The sequence below is a fragment of the Gryllotalpicola kribbensis genome, assembly GCF_039538245.1.
Lineage (GTDB): Bacteria > Actinomycetota > Actinomycetes > Actinomycetales > Microbacteriaceae > Gryllotalpicola > Gryllotalpicola kribbensis.
On the sequence record NZ_BAABBX010000004.1, the window covers coordinates 1 to 16,594 of the forward strand.

At 72.1% G+C, this 16,594-nt stretch carries 13 protein-coding genes; 4 read left to right on the forward strand and 9 right to left on the reverse strand.

What is annotated here, in order from left to right; translation table 11 throughout:
- From ABD716_RS02460 to ABD716_RS02470, 3 genes are all read left to right on the forward strand, one after another.
- A partial coding sequence (locus ABD716_RS02460) for an ABC transporter permease (RefSeq protein ID WP_344773447.1) occupies positions 1-280 on the forward strand: 280 nt, incomplete at its 5' end.
- Positions 281-307: 27 nt separating this feature from the next.
- On the forward strand, positions 308-1,201 hold the full coding sequence (locus ABD716_RS02465) for a DUF5666 domain-containing protein (protein ID WP_344773449.1): 894 nt from the start codon (positions 308-310) through the stop codon (positions 1,199-1,201).
- Entirely contained in the window at positions 1,194-3,203 is a 2,010-nt protein-coding gene (locus ABD716_RS02470; protein WP_344773452.1) for an efflux RND transporter periplasmic adaptor subunit, read from the forward strand. The genes ABD716_RS02465 and ABD716_RS02470 overlap by 8 nt, the downstream gene beginning before the upstream one ends.
- Before the next feature lie 31 nt (positions 3,204-3,234).
- Here the strand turns inward: ABD716_RS02470 and ABD716_RS02475 are convergent, their stop codons facing one another.
- From ABD716_RS02475 to ABD716_RS02495, 5 genes are read right to left on the reverse strand one after another with little or no spacing between them, the layout of a single operon-like run.
- Positions 3,235-4,038 carry a nitroreductase family protein gene (locus tag ABD716_RS02475; RefSeq protein WP_344773454.1) on the reverse strand — a complete coding sequence of 268 codons (804 nt, stop codon included), beginning with the start codon at positions 4,036-4,038 and terminating at the stop codon, positions 3,235-3,237.
- A gap of 10 nt (positions 4,039-4,048) precedes the next feature.
- Entirely contained in the window at positions 4,049-4,387 is a 339-nt protein-coding gene (locus ABD716_RS02480; RefSeq protein WP_344773456.1) for a hypothetical protein, read from the reverse strand.
- Positions 4,369-5,076, reverse strand: a complete 708-nt coding sequence (locus ABD716_RS02485) for a methyltransferase domain-containing protein (protein WP_344773458.1) — start codon at positions 5,074-5,076, stop codon at positions 4,369-4,371. The genes ABD716_RS02480 and ABD716_RS02485 overlap by 19 nt, the downstream gene beginning before the upstream one ends.
- A complete protein-coding gene (locus ABD716_RS02490) occupies positions 5,073-6,284 on the reverse strand; it encodes a type III polyketide synthase (protein WP_344773460.1) in 1,212 nt (403 codons plus the stop codon). The genes ABD716_RS02485 and ABD716_RS02490 overlap by 4 nt, the downstream gene beginning before the upstream one ends.
- Positions 6,284-7,252, reverse strand: a complete 969-nt coding sequence (locus tag ABD716_RS02495; protein WP_344773462.1) for a quinone oxidoreductase family protein — start codon at positions 7,250-7,252, stop codon at positions 6,284-6,286. The genes ABD716_RS02490 and ABD716_RS02495 overlap by 1 nt, the downstream gene beginning before the upstream one ends.
- A 118-nt stretch (positions 7,253-7,370) precedes the next feature.
- Here ABD716_RS02495 and ABD716_RS02500 point away from each other — a divergent pair, with 118 nt between their 5' ends.
- Positions 7,371-9,629: a transglycosylase domain-containing protein gene (locus ABD716_RS02500; RefSeq protein ID WP_344773464.1), complete on the forward strand. Its 2,259-nt coding sequence runs from the start codon at positions 7,371-7,373 to the stop codon at positions 9,627-9,629.
- Between the two features lie 7 nt (positions 9,630-9,636).
- Here the strand turns inward: ABD716_RS02500 and yczR are convergent, their stop codons facing one another.
- The 4 genes from yczR to ABD716_RS02520 all read right to left on the reverse strand — a co-directional run bounded on the left by yczR (position 9,637) and on the right by ABD716_RS02520 (position 16,535).
- Positions 9,637-11,076: a MocR-like transcription factor YczR gene (gene yczR / locus ABD716_RS02505; protein WP_344773466.1), complete on the reverse strand. Its 1,440-nt coding sequence runs from the start codon at positions 11,074-11,076 to the stop codon at positions 9,637-9,639.
- 464 nt (positions 11,077-11,540) lie between these two features.
- Positions 11,541-12,626 carry a YihY/virulence factor BrkB family protein gene (locus ABD716_RS02510; RefSeq protein WP_344773468.1) on the reverse strand — a complete coding sequence of 362 codons (1,086 nt, stop codon included), beginning with the start codon at positions 12,624-12,626 and terminating at the stop codon, positions 11,541-11,543.
- A 40-nt stretch (positions 12,627-12,666) separates the two neighbouring features.
- Complete coding sequence (locus tag ABD716_RS02515) at positions 12,667-13,809, reverse strand: S1C family serine protease (RefSeq protein ID WP_344773470.1); 1,143 nt, start codon at positions 13,807-13,809, stop codon at positions 12,667-12,669.
- Complete coding sequence (locus tag ABD716_RS02520; RefSeq protein ID WP_344773472.1) at positions 13,806-16,535, reverse strand: cation-translocating P-type ATPase; 2,730 nt, start codon at positions 16,533-16,535, stop codon at positions 13,806-13,808. Before ABD716_RS02520 ends, ABD716_RS02515 begins: the two co-directional genes overlap by 4 nt.
- Between the last annotated feature and the right edge of the window lie 59 nt (positions 16,536-16,594).

Genomic DNA, 16,594 nt, shown 5'->3' on the forward strand with positions numbered 1-16,594 from the left:
CGGCCTGCGGAAGGCGCTCGGCGCGCCGCCCGGGGCGATCAGGAACCAGTTCCTCGTCGAGGCCGGCACCCTCGGCCTGACCGGCGGGGTCGTCGGCGCAGCGCTGGGGATCGTGGCCGCGCTCGTCCTTCCCGGCCTGATCGGCTCGTCGATCGAGGTGTCCGGGCTCGCGATCGGCCTCTCGCTCGTCGTCTCCATCGGAATCGGCATCATCTTCGGCGTCTACCCGGCGACCCGCGCGGCGCGACTAGCGCCGATCGACGCGCTGCGCACCGAGTAAGACACCCCAGCAACGAGGAAAACAACTATGAACAGCAAGTACTCCTTCATCACCGCGGCCTCGGCGATCGCCGTCGGCGCCGTGCTCGTGCTGAGCGGCTGCTCGTCGCATTCATCGAGCAGCGCCGGCTCGTCGACGTCGAAGCAGGCGCAGGGCCAGTCCGGCGGCCAAGGCGGCCAAGGCGGCCCTGGCGGTCAGGGCGCGGGCGGAACGAGCGGCGAGATCGCCGCGGTGAGCGGCAGCACGCTCCAGGTGCAGTCGAGCTCGTCGCAGACCGCCGTCACGGTCAGCTCGTCGACGAAGATCACCAAGACCGTAGACGTCTCGCTGTCGGATGTGAAGGTCGGCGAGTGCATCACGGCCAGCACGACGCCGCAGGACTCCTCCGGCTCGTCGAGCTCCTCCGACTCGTCGGACAGCGCGGTGACGACCGTGTCGATCTCGCAGGCGACCGACGGCAGCTGCACCGCCGGCTTCGGCGGGCGCGGCGGCTCGGGCGGCACGCGCCCGACCGACCGGCCCAGCGACAGGCCGAGCGGCCGTCCGTCCAACTTCCCCTCGCGCAGCGCGGGCGCCGGCGGCGGCTTCGTGATGCCGACGAGCGGCAAGGTGACGGCGGTGAGCGGCTCGACCATCACGGTCGACGCCATCGACTTCCAGACGCAGAAGACGAGCTCGAAGACGGTCACGGTGGATTCCTCCACGAAATACACCGAGCAGGCCACGGGCGCCGCGTCCGACCTCGTCGTCGGCAAGTGTGTGCTCGCTCAGGGCAAAGCGGACGACAGCGGCACGGTCGCCGCCACCGCGATCTCGGTGACCGAGCCCGTGAACGGCGAGTGCGTCTCGGGCTTCGGCGGTCGAGGCGGCTTCGGCGGCGGCCAGGGCGCCGGTGCACAGGGCGGGACGACGAATGGCTGACGCGAAGCGCTCCCGCGCCCGGCGGAGGGGGCGCGTCATCACGGGCGTCGCGATCGGCGTGGTCGTCTGCCTCGCCGGCGGGGGCGCGGCGTGGGCTGCGCTGCGCCCGGACAGCCCGAGCTACCGCCTGGCCACGGCCACCAAGGCCGACGTCACGCAGACCGCCTCGCTGGCCGGAACCGTCGCCTCGGCAACGCGCGCGGACCGCGCGTTCCAGACATCGGGCACCGTCGCCGCCGTGAAGGTCAAGGTCGGCGACAAGGTGAAGGCGGGCCAGACGCTCGCGACGCTCGACACCAGTGCGCTCGACTCGGCGGTCACGCAGGCTCAGCAGGCGGTGACGACGGCGGAGCAGAAGCTGAACGACGATCTCGCCTCGCAGACCTCGAGCGCAGCCACGAGCACAAGCACAAGCACAAGCACGCAGACGTCGTCGAGCACGACGGATTCCTCGAGCGGCGGGCTGGCCATGGGGGCGTTCGTGGCGGCCGCCCCCACTCAGAGCGCAGCGAGCAGCGACGACACGATCACGTCAGACGTCGCGAAGGTCACGGCCGCGCAGAACGCGCTGATCGACCTCATCACCGGCAGCGACGGCGTCACCGCCGTCACGACCGCGGTGCAGGGGCAGCTCGAAGCCGTCCAGAAGACGCTGACCGACCTCGGCGCGAGCAGCAGCCCCTGCACGACCTTCGCGAATCTGCCCGCCGGGACTGCGCAGTCGGATGCCGACGCGGCCCTCGCGAGCTGCCAGGCCGCGGTGACCGCCGCGCTCGGCTCGGCGAGCGCCACCGGGTCCGGGGGAACGAGCGGCGCGGCGTCCGTGGCGTCGACGCTCACGGCGCTGGCATCCGATCTCAGCACGCTGTCCGAGCTGCAGACGAAGATCACGGCGGCCGAGAAGTCCCTCGACGCCGCCGTCCAGCAGCTCGCATCGGACGCGGCCGACGCGGCGAAGAGCACGTCGGGCTCGGGCTCCGGCACGGCCCCGTCGAGCGGCTCGAAGCCCAGTGCGGGCTCCGGCTCGCAGTCCGGGTCCCAACCCTCCGGGTCCCAGCCCGCCGGGGCGGCACCAGGTGACACAGCGGGCCGCTCCGCAGGCGGCACCGCGAGCGCAGGCGGCAGCGGCTCCTCCGGCGGCTCGGCCCGTTCGACCTCGGGCGGCGAGAGCAGCGGCAGCGGCGCCGGCAGCGCCTCCGGCGGCCAGGCGACCCAGGCCGCGACGGCCGAGGACATCACCGCAGACGAGGCCTCTCTCGCGTCGGCGCAGGCGAACCTCGCCGTCGCCCAACAGAACACGGGCCTCGCCACGCTGACCACGCCCATCGCGGGCACGGTCGCCGCGGTCGGCATCTCGGCCGGGTCATCGGTGAGCGCGGGGTCGAGCTCCGAGGTCATCAGCGTGATCGGCGATGACGGCTGGGTCGTCGACACCTCGGCGACCGCGAGCTCGATCGGCCCGCTCAAAGTGGGTCAGACGGCCAGCGTCAACGTCTCGGGCGTCTCGGGCGCACAGAAGGCGAAGATCACCTCGATCGGATTCCTCAACACCTCAAGCGACTCCTCGACCCCGTCCTACGATGTCACCCTCGCCCTGACCGGCTCGAGCAGCGGACTTCTGAACGGGGCATCCGCCCGCCTCACCGTGAACGTCGACTCCGCGACGAACGTGCTCACCGTGCCGAGTTCCGCCGTGCACCTGACCGGTGCGAACAGCTACTCGGTCGACGTGCTCGCGGACGGCACGGCGTCGCGGCGGCAGGTGAAGCTCGGCGCGATCGGCGCCGACCGCGTGCAGATCGCGAGCGGCCTGTCCGCGGGCGACAAGGTGATCCTCGCGGATCTGTCGTCGACGGTCTCGAGCGACAGCACCGAGACCAGCAGCCGCAGCGGGCTGAGCGGGCTCGGCGGCGCGGGCGCCGGAGCGGGAGCCGGTGGCCAGCGCTTCGGCGGCGCGGGGTTCGGCGGCGCCGGCCCCACAGGCGCAGGCGTCGGCAGGTGACCCGGGCGCGCCGGCTGCGGCCATACGGCCCCTACGGCCCCGCCGGCGCGTCCCACCCCTGCTGCGGGGTCTCGCACGACTCGCGGAAGACGAACTGCGACGGCAGCTTCCGCTCGTGCGAGGTCCAGTCGATCGCGGGCCGACGCTGCTCGTCCGGAACGTACCCGAGTCGGTAGACGGCCATCAGCTCGAGCGAGTCCGGCACCCGCAGCAGCGACACGATGCGCTCCCACTGCCCGGGCACCTCCATCGGGAACGACACGAACTGGATGCCCATGCCGAGCTCGACCGTCGTGAGCCACAGGTTCTCCATCGCGGCGCCCATGCTGAAGATCGAGTAGAACGACGACAGCTCGCCCGGCCGGTTCTCGCTGCGGTCGAGCATGACGCCGATCAGAAGAGGCGACCCGGCGACCAGCTTGCGGTTCTCTTCGCCGAGCGTCTGCGGCACGCGCAGCAGGTTCATCAGCTTCTGACCGCGGGGAGTGAACGCCTGCGAGGTGAACGGCCTGAGCGGCGCCGGCAGCTTGTCGAACAGCATGCCGCTGCGCTCCTCGTCCATCTCGGCCTGCGAGAAGCGGAAGTACGGCTTGTAGCGCTCGAAGAACGTGCCGTTCGACATCGCGGTCGTCATGCTCGCACCGCTGATCTCGGCGATCTGCTCGATCGTCGCCCGGTCCTCGATCAGAACGAACCGCCACGGCTGGCTGTTCAGCTGGCTGGGGGCGCGCGAGGCGGCCTCGATCAGCAGCCGCTGGTGCTCCTGCGACACCGGGTCGGGCAGGAACGGCCCGTTCGTCGTCTTGCGGCGGCGCACGACCTCGAGGAACTCCATCGGCTCTCCTTCAACTGAGCAGCGCGAACGCCGCGGCGAGATAGAACGGGGCGGGCGCGAGCCCGGTGATCGGATGCCGCACTCCGCGCGTGCCGACGAACGGGATGAGCGCGAACGGCACGAGCGCCGGCAGCAGCAGCCAGCCGGCGAGCGGCTGCCGCCACAGCCCGGCGGCCACTGCCGCGGCCGCCAGCACGAAGGTGCAGATGTAGAGCGCGTGGTGCAGCCAGTGGAATCCGCTCGAATCCACGCGCCGGGTCGCGACGAGCGTTCCCAGCGCCAGATTCGAGGCGTAGCTGAGGGATGCCACGAGCAGCGCGACCCCGGCGATCACCGTGCCCCCGACCATTCGTCCCTCACGAGCAGCAGGCGCCAGGGGAACATCCGCTCCACGCGCCATCCGGGCTCGATGGCGGCGAGCTCGCGCGCCGTGTAGCTGCGCCGGATCGAGCGCAGCCCGTCGACGAGCGCGAACGAGTCGACCGCGAACGGCAGCGCGCCGACCGCCCAGGCGGCATACGCCAGCCTGCTGCGCTCGATGTCGTCGTGCACGATCAACCGCGTGCCGAGCGTCGCGCTGTCGGCGAGCAGCTCGGCCCGCTCTGCGTCGCCCAGGTGGTGCAGCACGTGGTTCGACACGACCACGTCGAAGCGCTCGCCCGCGGCGACCAGCTCGCGCGAGGTCGCGGCGCGGAAGCGCACCCGCCCCTCACCGTCGCGCCCGGCACCGCCGCTCGAGCGCACGAAGCGCAGCGCCCGCTCGTCGGGGTCGATCGCCGTCACGTCGAGGTCGAGCCCGTCGGCATCCGCCCAGTTCGCGAGCGCGCGCGGGATGTCGCCGCCGCCGAAGCCGATGTCGAGCAGGCGCATGGGGCCGGCGGCGAGCAGCGGGCGCAGCCGCGTGGTGTAGATCCGCCGCCACCCGCTCACGACCCGGTTGGCCAGGGCGAAGTGCCGGTACGTGGCGAACAGCCGCACCTCGTCGCACGGCCCGTCCATGATCTCGGCGAGCGCCGGCTCGCGCGCGGCGAGGGTCACGGCGTGCCGCTTCCCGCCCGCTCGGCCTCCGGTCGGAGCGCGCCGGGGCGCTCCCGATCGGGCCCCTCCACCGTCATCAGCGCGCTCTCGACCGTGACGCCGGGGCCGAACGCCGTCGCCACGACCCGCTCCCCCGCGCGCGCCGTGCGGAGGATGCGCTCGAGCACGAACAGCACGGTCGGCGACGACATGTTGCCGTACTCGCGCAGCACGGCTCGCGACGGCGCGAGCTGCTCATCGGCGAGGCCGAGCGCCTCCTGCGTGCGGTCGAGGATCGCCCGCCCGCCCGGGTGGATCGCCCAGTTCTCGATCTCGGACCAGCTGCGCCCCGGGTCGAGCGGGGCGAGCGCCGCCCCGATCTCGTGCTCGAGCAGCTTCGGCACATACGAGCTCAGCACCAGGTCGAAGCCCTGGTCGCCGATCGCCCAGGTCAGGTCACCTGCGCTCTGCGAGCCTGCGAGCTGCGAGTGCAGCGCGTCGATGCGCAGCCCGGCGCGGGGGTGCGCCGCCACGACCGCAGCCGCCGCGCCGTCGCCGAAGACGGTGCCAGAGACGATCTGGTCGGGGTCCTCCGACGAGCGCAGATGCAGCGTGCACAGTTCGACGCACACCACGAGCACGACCGCCGCCGGGTCCGCCCGGCACGCGTCCACCGCGGCCCGCAGCGCGGGGAACGCACCGTGGCACCCCATGAACCCGATGCTGAGACGCTGAGCATCGGGCCGCAGGCCGAGCCCGCGCACCAGGGCGACGTCGAGGCCCGGAGCGAAGAATCCGGTGCACGAGACGGTGATCACGTGGGTGATCGCGGATGCCGGCACGGGTGCCGACGCGAGGGCGGCCCGTGCCGCGTCGAGGGCCAGCGGCACGCTCTGGCGCACGTACTCGGCGTTGCGCTGCCCCGTCGTCGGGCGCAGCATTCGCCGCGTCGCGGCGTCGAAGAACACGGGCGGCGGCGCGGATGCCGCGTCGGCTGCCCGCGTGCCCGCGAGTGCCGCCTCGGCACGCCCCGCGCCGTCGAGCCCGGCGAACTCCGCGATCACGGTGCGGCGTGCGTCGATCGCAGAGCCGTCCATCGCGGCGCCGATCAGGCGCTGTGCGACGCGGCCCAGCCCCGGCTGCGCGAGCAGGATGTCGCGCGCCGCGCGCTGGGGCACAACGACCGGCGGAACGGCGGTGCCGATCGCGACGATTCTGGCATCGGCCATCAGGGGTTCAGCACGATCTTGCCCTGGGCGTGGCCGGTCTCGACGAGCTCGTGCGCACGAGCCGCCTCCGCGAGCGGGAGGCGCTCGCCGATCTCGACGGTGAAGCGGCCGTCGGCCATGAGCCGGGCCGCGTAGGGGATCGCCTCGTCGCGCAGCGCGTTCGCCTCGGGCGTCATCGAGCCGGGCAGGCCCCCGCTGAACACCGTGACGCCGTACTCCGCGGCCCAGCCCGGAACGACGATCTCGACGATGCGCGCCGGGTCGTCGACGAGGGCCAGCGACACCTCGATCGCTTCCTGCGTTCCGGCGGCCTCGAGCACGCGGTCGATGCCCTGCGGCGCCGCCTCGCGCACGCGCTCGAGCAGGCCGTCGCCGTAGGCGACCGGGGTGGCGCCGAGCGCGCGCAGCTTGTCGTGGTTGCGCTCGCTCGCGGTCGCGACCACCTCGGCGCCCCAGAGCTTCGCGAACTGGACGGCGGCCTGGCCGACCGCGCCGGCGCCCGCGTGCACGAGCAGGGTCTCGCCGCTGCGCAGGCCGAGCGACCTGAGGCACTGGTAGGCGGTGGACACAGGCACCCCGAGGGCCGCGCCCTCCGCGAAGCCGACGGCCTCGGGCTTGGGCGTCCACTTGGCCGCAGGGCCGGTGACATACTCCGCGTACGTTCCGGGCTGGCCCCAGCCGATGACCGCGTCCCCGGGGCGGAACGAGACGCCCTCCCCGGCCGCGACGACCTCGCCCGCGGCATCCGCCCCGACGCGCTTCGGCTCTGTGATCGCGCCGCGCGTGCCTTTGCGGATCTTCGCGTCGACCGGATTGACGCCCGCCGCGCGCACGCGCACGAGCACCTCGCCGGCGCCCGGCGGCGCGACGGGCACGTCGCGCAGCTCGAGGACCTCGGGCCCACCGGCCCGCGTGATCAGAACGGCCTTTGCGGTCTCCGGGAGCTCCGGCTGTTGTGACAGGGTCATGCCTTCATCCTGCCCCGCACCGCGGCGAAGCATGCTTCCCGATGTTCGCATTATGGCCGGGCCATGCATCCCCTGAAAGGGGTACAGCAAAACCGCGCGCGTGCCTATCGTCGAAGAGATGCGCATTCTCGGTCGGTTCGGTGCACTGGTCGGCTTCGTCATCGCAGCGGCGGTGGCGGGGGTGCTGGCTGCCGCCTCGCTCGCGCCGTTCGCCGTGATCGGCGCCGACGGGGTGCACGGCACGCTCGGCACCTATTTCTCGATGCCCGACTATCTGAAGATCGAGACGCCGCAGCAGATCAGCACGCTCTACGCGCAGGACGGCTCGGGCCACGAGGTGCCCATCGCCACCTTCTACTCGCAGGACCGGGTGAACGTCAGGCCCGACCAGATCGCCCAGACGGTGAAGGACGCCGCGATCGACACCGAGGATCCGCGCTTCTACTCCGAGGGCGGGGTCGACGTCATCGGAACGATCCGCGCGACGCTCGCGACCGCACTCGGCCACGGCGACAACATCCAGGGCGGCTCGACGATCACCCAGCAGTACGTGAAGAACGTGCTGGTGCAGCAGTGCGAGCAGCTCAGCACCAAAGCGGCCGTGAACCGCTGCTACGACAAGGCGACCGAGGTGTCGCCCGAGCGCAAGCTGCAGGAGATGCGGTACGCCTCGGCCGTCGACAAGCAGTACTCGAAGGCGCAGGTGCTCACGGGCTACCTCAACATCGTCGGCCTGGGCGGCACGGTGTACGGCGTGCAGGCGGGCGCGCGCTACTACTTCGGCACGGACGCCGCGCACCTCACCGTCGCGCAGGCGGCGACCCTCGTCGCAATCCTCAACAACCCGTCGAACCTGCGCATCGACCAGCCGAAGAACCCGAAGAACGGCGCCAAGAACCACTACGCGGCCACCCTCGACCGGCGCGACTACGTGCTCGACAAGATGCTCGCGCATCACTCGATCTCACGGGCGCAGTACGACAAGGCGAAGAAGACCCCGATCACGCCGAAGATCACGCCGCAGGCATCCGGGTGCGCCGCCGCGACCTCGCACGACGCTGCCTACTACTGCGAGTACGTGCGCGACGAGCTGCTCGCCGACCCGAAGCTCGGCAAGACCGCGGCCGACCGGGCCGCAAAGCTCAACACGGCGGGCCTCAAGATCCACACGCCGCTGCGCCTCGACCTGCAGGCGGCGGCGCAGAAGGCGCTGAGCGACTACGTGCCGCAGACCGCCGCGGGCGTCTCGCTCGGCGGCACGAACGTCACGATCAAGCCGGGAACAGGCGAGATCATCACCATGGTGCAGAACACCGCGTTCGGGAACAGCGACCAGCCGGGCACGACGAGCGTGAACTACAACGCCGATCAGGGCTACGGCGGGTCGAGCGGATTCCAGACCGGATCGACCTTCAAGGCCTTCACCCTCGCCGAGTGGCTGCAAGAGGGCCACCATCTGAACGACTACGTGTCGACGACGGGCCGCCAGTTCCCGTTCACCGAGTTCCACAACAGCTGCGAGAACATCGGCAACGCGGTCTGGCCCGTGCAGAACAACGACAACGAGCGCGTTCCCGCGTCGATGTCGGTGCTGCAGGCGACCGCCCAGTCGATCAACACGGCCTATGCGCACATGGGCATGCAGCTCGACCTGTGCGGCATCGCGAACGTCGCGAAGTCGATGGGCGTGCACGTCGCCGACAACAGCGCCTTCCAGGAGTACCCGTCTGAGATCCTCGGCACGAACCCCATCGCGCCGCTCACGATGGCCGAGGCATACGCCGGGTTCTCGAACGGCGGCACGGTCTGCACGCCCGTCGCCGTGACGAAGATCACGGATTCCACGGGCAAGTCCGTCCCCTTCACGGGCTCGCAGTGCCACGGCAGCATCCCCGGCAACATCGCGAACACCGTGCAGTACGCGCTGCAGTCGGTGCTGACCGGCTCGGGCACCGCGGCGAGCGCGAACCCGAACGACGGCACCCCGCTCTTCGCCAAGACGGGCACGACCGACGGCGACGAGCAGAACTGGCTGATCACCTCGTCGACGAACTACACGACGGCGATCTGGGTGGGCAACTCGCTCGGCCACGTCGGCCTCGAGCACTTCCCGCTGCTGCAGGGCACGACCGGCTACACCGCGAAGTTCTCGATCGGGCGCGAGCTGCTGCCCGCGCTCGACGCCGCCCTCGGGGGCAACCCGCTGCCTGCGCCCGACCCCGCCCTCGTCGGCGCGGTCAAGCACGACACCAAGCGCTCCACGCAGCCCGCGGCACCCGCGGCGCCGCAGCAGCCGGCAGCGCCGCCCGCGGCTCCGCCTGCGCCGCCTGCGCCTCCGGCCGCCCCGCAGCCGGGCGGCGGGCACGGGCACCACTGACCCGCGACTACGCCACCGTGCCCGCGTAGCTGTCGAACTCGACGCGCGCCAGCCGATGCACCGACGGCCACAGCTCGGCGAGCACCTCGAGCCCCCGGCGCAGGTTGTCGGGGTCGGCGGCGATCGGCACGCGCAGGTGCCGCTCGAAGGCGCCGTCGATGCCGAAGCGCGGCCCCGCGGCGACGAGCAGCCCACGGCCGTGCGCGGCGAGAGCGAGCTGCGAGCTGACGGGCGCACCGAGGTTCACCCATGCCGCGAGCCCGCCCTCGAGCCGCGGCGGGAAGGTCCAGTCGGGCAGCAGCTCGGCGATCGCTGCGCGTGCCGTCTCACGCCCTGCGCGCAGCTGCTCGCGCCGCTCCTCGGCGATCTCGGCCGAGTGCGGCAGCAGCCGGGTGACGACGAGCTGCTCGAAGACGGGCACGGCGAGGTCGGTCGACCCGCGCAGTGCCGCGATGCGGCGGGCGAGCTGCGGCGCGGCTCGCAGCCAGCCGATGCGCAGGCCGCCCCAGAGCTGCTTGCTCGCCGAGCCGAGGTGCACCACCTCGGCTCCGTGCGCGTCGGCGAGGGTGCCGAGCGGGGGCAGCGCCTCGCCGCGGTCGATGTCGAGTTCGGCGGTCGCCTCGTCGGCGAGCACCACGGTGCCGGTGGCGGCCGCGGCCTCGAGCAGGCGCTCGCGGTCCTCCACCGACATCGAGCGGCCGGTCGGGTTCTGGAAGTCGGGCATCGTGTAGGCCACGGTCGGGGCGGAGCGCTGGAAGGCGGCCTCGAGCGCGGGCATGTCCCACCCGTCTTCGACGGTGACGGGCGTCGTGATCAGCCTGGCGCCGACCTCGCGCAGCGCGTCATAGGCATTGGGGTACGAGGGGCTCTCGGCCCAGACCCGGTCGCCGCGCGCGACGAGCGCCCTCGCCGCCAGGTAGATGGCGCTCTGCGAGCCCGTCGTCACAACGATCTGCTCGGGGTCGGTCGGCAGACCGCGCCGGCCGTACCAGTCGGCGATCGCGGCGCGCAGCTCAGGCTGCCCCACACCGTCATAGCCGAGCGAGGCGAAGTGACTGCGGTAGGCCGCGAGCAGCGAGTCGTCGAGCGCCCCCGGAAGCATCCGCGTGGCAGGCAGCGACGCGTGCATGAATCCGATCACCGTGCCGCCGGGACTCGGCGCCGCGGGCCGGCCGAGCGGCAGCCGGGTCGTGGTTCCCGAGCCCTGCAGGCTCGTCGCAAAGCCGGCCGCGCGCAGGCGGCGGTAGGCCGCGGCGACCGTCGTGCGGCTGAGGGCGAGCGCGTCGGCGAGCTCGCGCTCGGCGGGCAGCCGGATGCCCGCCGAGATGCGTCCGTCCAGAAGCAGCAGCCGCACCCGGTCGGCCAGCGCCTCGTTCGCCGGCGCCTCGGTGCGCCAGTCGCCCAGTAGATCCCTGAGCGCACGCGCCCCGATTCGCCCCGACACCATGCGGCCAATTTATGCCATGCGGCACCTTGAATGCGAGGCATTCAGCAGATTGGATCGCTCTTATTCAGTCCATTTCTGCAAGGCATCCCGTGAGCGATCTCTTTGGCTTCTTCCTCAGCACCCTCCTCGCCCTGGGAGCCGTCGCCGCCCTCTTCCGCGTCGGCGTCAACGACGGCGACAGGTTCGGCGACGCGCGCGTCGACATCCGGCTGATCCGCACGGCCGCAGAGGGCGCCCTCTTCGCCGAGGTCGTCATCGACAACCAGAACGATAGCCCCGTCGTCGTCTCGGCCCGCGCGCGTGCGGCATCCCTCGCCGCCGTCATGATGCTCGACGCCCAGACGCGCCGCACGGCGCTGCGGCACCGCGACCGCCTCGACGACGACGAGCTGCTCGGCGCCGTCGAGGGCCGCGCGCGCTGCCGCTTCCTGCTGCCGCTCGCCGCGACCGTGGGCTCGCGCGCGCTACGGGTCACGGCGATCGTCGACCAGGTCGGCGGCCGCACGCGCCTCGTGACGGCCACCATGGTCGTCGCCCGCGCCGAGAGCGACGCCGCCCCCGCGCGCCGGGGGCTCGTACCGGGTCGGTAGGAAGCGCACCGCGTATGCCGCGAGCTCGTCGTCGCGGCGCCGCAGGCTCTCGATCCGGCGGTCGTCGCGCAGCGGCAGCCGAACCCGCCGCGTGGCGTCCTCTCCGGCTCGCAGCTCGCGCACGCGCTCGAGCTCGACGTCGAACGCCGCACCGAAGAGCAGCATCAGGTTCATCAGCCACAGCCAGACGAGGAACACGACGAAGCCCGCCAGCGTGCCGTACTCACGATGGAAGGTCGAGAAGTGGGTGACGTAGAGCACGAAGCACGCGGATGCCGCGGCCATCAGCACGAGCGCGGTGACGCCGCCCGTGGTCATCCACCTCAGCCGCGGCTGCCTGATGTTCGGCGTGCCCCAATAGAGCAGCACGATCACCACCACCATCGCGGCCGCGGCGATCACCCATCGCGCCACGGCCCACACGGCGAACGCCGCGTCGCCGAGGCTCGCGATGCCCGCCGGCCCGAGGATCGGGCCTGAGAAGAGCAGCACGAAGAGCACGAGCGCGGTCAGGGTGACCACGGCGAGCGTGATGGCGAGCTGCACCAGCCGGTACTTCCAATAGCGCCGCCCCTCCTGCACGCCGTAGAGCCGGTTCAGGGCGCCGCTGAAGGCGGCGACGTAGCGCGAGGCGGTCCAGATCGCGACGACGAGCGCGGCGGCCGTTCCGACTCCGATCCCCGCGCCGGAGCCGCCGACGCTCGCGAGGTGCTCGATGGTCGAGCGCAGCGGCGCGACAAGCTCGCGCGGTGCCACGCGGCGCACCACCGCCAGCAGTTCGTCAGCGGTGCGCTCGCCCCGCCCGACGAGCCCGAAGATGCCGAACACCGCGAGCAGCGCCGGGAACACCGACAGCACGCTGAAGAACGCCAGCGTGGCGGAGATGTCGACGACACGCTCGACCAGCAGGACGTGGATGGCGCGGCGCAGCGCATAGCGCCACGCAGACGGCTGCGGCATGTGCTCTCGGTACCCGCGCGCGGCGCCGCGGATGCGCCCGCTACTGCTCTCCGAGCGTGAGCGTCGTCGTGTGCCGGTCGCCGTCGCGCACGTACTCGACCTCGACGCGGTCGCCGGGACTGAGCGCCGTCACGAGCGCCGTGAGCACCGAGAGGTCGGATGCCGCGTGCCCGTGCAGCCGGGTGATGATGTCGCCGACCCGCAGCCCGGCGTCGTCCGCAGGGCCGCCCGAGGTGATCGCCTGCACGAACAGCCCCACGGTCTGGCCGCTCTGCGAGGTCACGGGCGCGGCCTGCAGCCCGAAGTACGCGTAGCCGATCGGGTCGCCCGCGATGATCTGCCGCGCGACGTGCCCCGCGAGGTTCGCGGGCACCGCGAAGCCGATTCCGACGCTGCCGCCGCCCGCCTGCCCCGCTTCGTTGGGCACCGTCGCGATCGCCGTGTTCACGCCGACGAGGTGCCCGGCGCAGTCGACCAGGGCGCCGCCCGAGTTGCCGGGGTTGATCGCCGCGTCGGTCTGGATCGCCCCGACGAGAACGGTCGTCTGGCCGCCGTCGCTCGGCACCGGCACGTTCCGGTCGAGGGCGCTCACGATACCGGTCGTCACGGTGCTCGACAGGCCGAGAGGTGCGCCGAGCGCGACCACCGGCTGACCGACGACCACGTGGTCGGAGTCCGCGAAGTCGATGGGCCTGAGCCCCGGGCGCTTGTCGACCTTGAGCACGGCGAGGTCGCTGCGCGGGTCGCGGCCGGTCAGCTCGGCGGGCTCTGTCGTCCCGTCTGAGAAGGTGACCGTGATGCTGCCGCCGCTCGCGGCCGGAGAGATCACGTGGTTGTTCGTGACGATGTAGCCGTCGGCGCGGATCACCTCGCCGCTGCCGACGCCGCTCTCACCCGAGGCGGCGCGCACCGACACCGTCACGACCGACGGCAGCACGGTGCTCGCGATGTGCACGGAGTCGCAGACCGTCGCCGTGCCGGTCGCGCGCGCGACCGTCGGGTTCTTGTGCAGCACCAGCGCCGTCGCGGCGCCGCCCGCCGCGCCCAGCACGAGCGCGGCGATCACGGTGCCGATGAGCGCCCACCGCAGGCGGCGACCGAGCGGATGCCCCGCGCCGCCGCCACTCGCCGGGGCGGCGGCTTCCTGTGCAGGCTCGCCCGGTTCCGGCATCCGATCACTCATCGCGCTCCCCCTGTCTCCCCGATCCGCCGCGTGAGCGCCTTGTTCCCCTCGGCGAGGAAGAAGACGACGATCGCGAGCAGCGCCGACAGCCCCCACTGATGCCAGTCGATCGTGTCTGACAGGAACCAGATGTGCATGAACGGCAGATACACGAACGCCAGCTGCAGCACGATGAGCACGGCGGCCGACAGATAGATCACCCGGTTGCCGCGGAAGACCGCGAGCGAGACGCTCGAGCGGTCGAGGAAGCGGCAGCTGAACAGGTAGGCGAGCTGGCACAGCGCGAGCGTCGTGACCGCCGTGGTCTGCGACTGCCGCAGGTTCTCGCCGTAGCCGATCTCGAAGTAGAAGGTGAACATCGTCGCCGCGCCGATCAGCAGCGAGACGACCCCGATGCGCACCCCCATGCGCGCGTCGAGCAGGGGCGCGTTCTTCCCGCGCGGGGGCTGGTCCATGAGGCCGGGCTCGGCGCCCGCGCCGGCGAGCGCGAGCGACAGCGTCACCGAGGTCGCCATGTTGATCCATAGCACCTGCACCGGCTCGAGGGGCAGCTGGGTCGCCCCGACCAGAACCGCGACGAGGATCACGAGCGCCTGCGCCCCGTTCGTCGGCAGCAGGAACAGGATCGACTTGCGGATGTTCGAGTAGATCCGCCGCCCCTCTTCGACGGCGCGCTCGATGGTCGCGAAGTTGTCGTCGGTGAGCACGAGGTCGGCGGCCTCCTTCGTCGCCTCGGTGCCCTTGAGGCCCATCGCGACGCCGACGTCGGCCTGGGTGAGGGCGGGTGCGTCGTTGACCCCGTCGCCCGTCATCGCGACGACCTCGCCCTCGTGCTGCAGCGCCGAGACGATGCGGATCTTGTGCTCGGGGCTCGTGCGCGCGTACACGTCGACCTCGGCGGCGAGCGCACGCAGCTCGTCGTCGCTCATCGCCTCGAGCTGGGCGCCGGTGAGCACACGCGGCTCGGCGCGCCCGGCGGCGCCCGGCTCGGTGATGCCCATCTCGCGCGCGATCGAGAGCGCGGTGTCGGGGTGGTCGCCCGTGATCATCTTGACCGCGACGCCGGCCCGGTGGCTCGTCGCGATCGCCTCGATCGCCTCGGGGCGCGGCGGGTCGACGATGCCGACCACTCCGATGAACTCGAAGCCCGTCTCGAGGTCGGCGTGCGCGAGGGTCGACTGCCCGGCGCCCGGCCGCCGCCGCGCGGCCGCCAGCACGCGCAGGCCGCGCCGGCCCAGCTCGCTGATCTGGCGCTGCCAGTGCTCGACGTCGATCGGCGCCGACGAGCCGTCGGGCTGCGTCTGCGTCGTCGCGCGGGTGAGCACCCGGTCGGGCGCGCCTTTCAGGAAAACGGATGCCTCGCCCGATGCGTCTCGTGCGAGCACCGCCATGTACTTGGTCTCGGAGTCGAACGGCACCTCGGCCTCGCGGCGCCAGACACCCGGGTCGACGCCGGCCTTCAGCCCGAGCACGGCGAGCGCCCCCTCGGTGGGGGCGCCGACGACGCTCCAGTCGCCGCCGGAGCCGACGACGCGCGCGTCGTTGCACACCGCCACGGCCTCCGCGAGGATCCGCAGGTCGGCATTGGCGGACGCCGGCGCCGGCGCCCCCTCGCGCGTGACCGCCCCGAGCGGCGCATAGCCCGTTCCCTCGATCTCGTAGGCGCGTGCGGCGGTGCGCACGGCGCGCGCCGTCATCTCGTTCTTCGTCAGCGTGCCCGTCTTGTCCGAGCAGATGACGGTCACCGAGCCGAGCGCCTCGACGGCCGGAAGGCGGCGCGTGATCGCGTGCCGCCGCGCCATCTGCTGCACGCCGAGCGCGAGCGTGATGGTCACGAGCGCGGGAAGCCCCTCGGGGATCGCGGCGACCGCGAAGCCGATGGCCGCCGACACGATCTCCTGCAGGCCGAAGCCGTGCACGAAGAATCCGATCGCCGTCATCACGACCGTCATCGCGACGATCGTCCAGGCGATCAGCCGGCCGAAGCGCGCGAGCGCGATCGCGAGCGGCGTCTCGACGGCCTCGACCTCGGTGACGAGCGTCTGGATGTGACCGATCTCGGTGGTGCCGCCCGTGGCGACCACGACGCCGCGCCCCGTGCCCGCGGCGACGAGCGTGCCCGAGAACATCATCGACGTGCGGTCGCCGAGCTCAGCGGCCTGCGCGACCGGCTCGACGAACTTGGTCGACGGCTCGGCCTCGCCCGTGAGAGCGGATTCGTCGACCTGCAGGTTCGCCGCGTCGAGCAGGCGCACGTCGGCCGGCACCCGGTCGCCGGCGCGCACGCGCACCACGTCGCCGGGGACCAGCTCTGAGGCATCCAGCTCGATCCAGACGCCGGCGCGCATGACGTGCGCCTGCGTCGAGAGCATGCCGCGGATGGCGTTGAGCGCCTGCTCGGCCCTGCCTTCCTGCACCAGCCCGATGACGGCGTTGATCACGGCGACCGCGAGGATCACGGCGAAGTCGACCCAGTCGCCGATGACCGCCTTGAGCAGCGCCGACGCGAGCAGCACGTAGATGAGGACGTCTTTGAACTGCAGCAGCACGCGCTTCCACCACGGCGCCGACTTGGGCGGGCTGAGCACGTTGCGGCCGTGCTGATCGAGGCGAGCGGATGCCTCAGCCGCGGTGAGCCCCTGATCCGAACTCCCCAGGCCCTCGAGAACGGCGGCTGCGGGCGCTGCCCACGGTTCGCTGGTCTGGATCGTTCGATCGAGGTCCATGGAAATCAGTATGGTCAGCACGGCCTTCATGCGCTAGACTCATCTCAGATACAAGATGC

Excerpts from the sequence above, each read along its gene's own strand:
- ABD716_RS02465 (WP_344773449.1), top strand. The coding sequence starts at position 308 with ATGAACAGCAAGTACTCCTTCATCACCGCGGCCTCGGCGATCGCCGTC.
- ABD716_RS02470 (WP_344773452.1), top strand. The coding sequence starts at position 1,194 with ATGGCTGACGCGAAGCGCTCCCGCGCCCGGCGGAGGGGGCGCGTCATC.
- ABD716_RS02475 (WP_344773454.1), bottom strand. The coding sequence starts at position 4,038 with ATGGAGTTCCTCGAGGTCGTGCGCCGCCGCAAGACGACGAACGGGCCG.
- ABD716_RS02480 (WP_344773456.1), bottom strand. The coding sequence starts at position 4,387 with ATGGTCGGGGGCACGGTGATCGCCGGGGTCGCGCTGCTCGTGGCATCC.
- ABD716_RS02490 (WP_344773460.1), bottom strand. The coding sequence starts at position 6,284 with ATGGCCGATGCCAGAATCGTCGCGATCGGCACCGCCGTTCCGCCGGTC.
- ABD716_RS02495 (WP_344773462.1), bottom strand. The coding sequence starts at position 7,252 with ATGACCCTGTCACAACAGCCGGAGCTCCCGGAGACCGCAAAGGCCGTT.
- ABD716_RS02500 (WP_344773464.1), top strand. The coding sequence starts at position 7,371 with ATGCGCATTCTCGGTCGGTTCGGTGCACTGGTCGGCTTCGTCATCGCA.
- yczR (WP_344773466.1), bottom strand. The coding sequence starts at position 11,076 with ATGGTGTCGGGGCGAATCGGGGCGCGTGCGCTCAGGGATCTACTGGGC.
- ABD716_RS02510 (WP_344773468.1), bottom strand. The coding sequence starts at position 12,626 with ATGCCGCAGCCGTCTGCGTGGCGCTATGCGCTGCGCCGCGCCATCCAC.
- ABD716_RS02515 (WP_344773470.1), bottom strand. The coding sequence starts at position 13,809 with ATGAGTGATCGGATGCCGGAACCGGGCGAGCCTGCACAGGAAGCCGCC.
- ABD716_RS02520 (WP_344773472.1), bottom strand. The coding sequence starts at position 16,535 with ATGGACCTCGATCGAACGATCCAGACCAGCGAACCGTGGGCAGCGCCC.